Origin of the sequence: Staphylococcus cohnii subsp. cohnii, assembly GCF_002902365.1 — a bacterium.
GTDB lineage: Bacteria > Bacillota > Bacilli > Staphylococcales > Staphylococcaceae > Staphylococcus > Staphylococcus cohnii.
This window is the reverse complement of record NZ_PPQC01000065.1, coordinates 46,039-48,515: the sequence shown is the minus strand read 5'-3', so window position 1 is coordinate 48,515 and position 2,477 is coordinate 46,039. Positions and strand designations below refer to the sequence as shown.

General features: G+C 38.2%; 1 protein-coding gene. It reads left to right on the top strand.

The genetic code is table 11. The features are described 5' to 3' along the window. The coding region (locus CD032_RS13150; protein WP_258026260.1) for an E domain-containing protein at positions 1-2,477 on the top strand (2,477 nt) is incomplete at both ends.

The window sequence follows — 2,477 nt, the reverse complement described above, 5'->3', positions numbered from 1 at the left end:
AAGAAGCAGACAAAGCAACAACAGAAGAAGCGCCAGCAGCTGAAGAAGCAGATAAAGCAACAACAGAAGAAGCGCCAACAGCTGAAGAAGCAGACAAAGCAACAACAGAAGAAGCGCCAACAGCTGAAGAAACAAACAAAGTAGCAACAGAAGAAGCGCCAGCAGCTGAAGAAACAAACAAAGCAACAACAGAAGAAGCGCCAGCAGCTGAAGAAACAAACAAAGCAGCAACAGAAGAAGCACCAAAAGCTGAAGAAACAAATAAAGTAGCAACAGAAAAAACACCAGCAGTTGAAGACACAAATGCTAAGAGCAATTCTAATACTCAACCAGCAGAAACTGAGAGAACTCAAGTTGTAGATACAGTTGCTAAAGATTTATATGAAAAATCTGAAGTGACAGAAGCAGAAAAAGCTGAAATTGAAAAAGTATTACCAAAAGATATTTCAAATTTATCTAATGAAGAAATTAAAAAAATAGCTTTAAGTGAAGCACTTAAAGAAACAGCTAACAAAGAAAACGCACAACCAACAGCAACACTCCGTTCAGTAAGCAGCTATGCTAGAACAACAAATGTTAACAATTCAGCAACAGCATTAAGAGCAGCTACACAAGACACAGTTACTAAAAAGGGAACTGGTAACTTTGCTGAATATGGAGATATAATTCATAGAACTTATAAAGAAGAATTCCCTGATGAAGAAAAGCTAACTGCATTCAATACAAACTTTAATCCTAATACAGGAACTAAAGGTGCATTAGAATACAAAGATAAAATTGATTTCAATAAAGACTTTACAATTACTGTTCCAGTAGCAAACAACAATCAAAGTAATACAACAGGAGCAGATGGTTGGGGCTTTACCTTTACTCAAGGAAATGGACAAGACTTCTTAAACCAAGGTGGTATTTTAAGAGACAAAGGTATGGCAAATGCATCTGGTTTTAAAATTGACACCGCATACAATAATGATAATGGTAAAGTCGATAAAATCGATGGAGATAAAACAAAGAATCTAAGCCAAATTGGCGCAGCAAAAGTTGGTTACGGTACATTTGTTAGAAACGATGCAGATGGTGTGACTAACCAAGTTGGTCAAAATGCCCTAAATACAAAAGATAATCCACCAAACAAAATTCAATATGCAGATAATACAACTAATCATCTTGATGGTAAATTCCATGGCCAAAGATTAAATGATGTAGTATTAAATTATGATGCAGCAACAAGTACAATAACTGCTACATATGCAGGTAAGACTTGGACAGCTACTACAGATAATTTAGGAATCGATAAATCTCAAAAATATAATTTTTTAATTACTTCAAGTCATATGCAAAATAGATATTCTGATGGAATTATGAGAACAAATCTTGAAGGTGTAACAATTACAACGCCTCAAGCTGATTTAATTGATGATGTGGAAGTAACGAAAGAACCAATTCCTCATAAAACTATTCGTGAGTTTGATCCAACTCTAGAACCAGGATCACCTGACGTTATTGTACAAAAAGGTGAAGATGGAGAATCAACAACAACTACACCAACTAAAGTTGACCCTGATACAGGAGATGTAGTTGAACGTGGTGAACCAACAACAGAAGTAACAAAAAATCCAGTTGATGAGATTGTACACTTTGCACCTGAAGCAGTGCCTCAAGGACACCAAGATGAATTCGATCCAAACTTACCAATTGATAGTACAGAAGAAGTGCCAGGTAAACCAGGAATCAAGAACCCAGAAACAGGTGAAGTGGTAACACCGCCAGTTGACGATGTCACAAAACATGGACCAAAAGCAGGTGAACCAGAGGTTACTAAAGAAGAAATTCCATATGAAACTAAGCGTGTATTAGATCCAACAATGGAACCTGGTAGCCCTGATAAAGTAGCTCAAAAAGGTGAAAATGGTGAAAAAACAACAACAACACCAACTACAATTAATCCATTAACAGGAGAAAAAGTAGGCGAAGGCGATCCAACAGCGGAAGTAACGAAAGAACCAACAGACGAAATTGTTAACTATGCACCTGAAATTATTCCTCATGGTACTCGTGAAGAAATTGATCCAAACTTACCAGAAGGTGAAACTAAAGTTATCCCAGGTAAAGATGGCTTGAAAGATCCTGAAACTGGAGAAATCATTGAAGAACCACAAGATGAAGTAATCATCCATGGTGCTAAAGATGACTCAGATTCAGACGCAGACAGTGATTCAGATGCAGACTCAGACTCAGATGCGGATTCTGACTCAGATGCAGACTCTGACTCAGATGCCGACAGCGACTCAGATGCAGACTCTGATTCAGATGCAGACAGTGATTCAGATGCAGACGCAGATTCAGATGCAGACTCAGATTCAGATGCAGACTCTGACTCAGATGCAGACTCAGACGCAGATGCAGATGCTGATTCAGATGCAGACGCAGATGCAGACGCAGATGCAGATGCTGACTCAGACTCAGACTCAGATGCG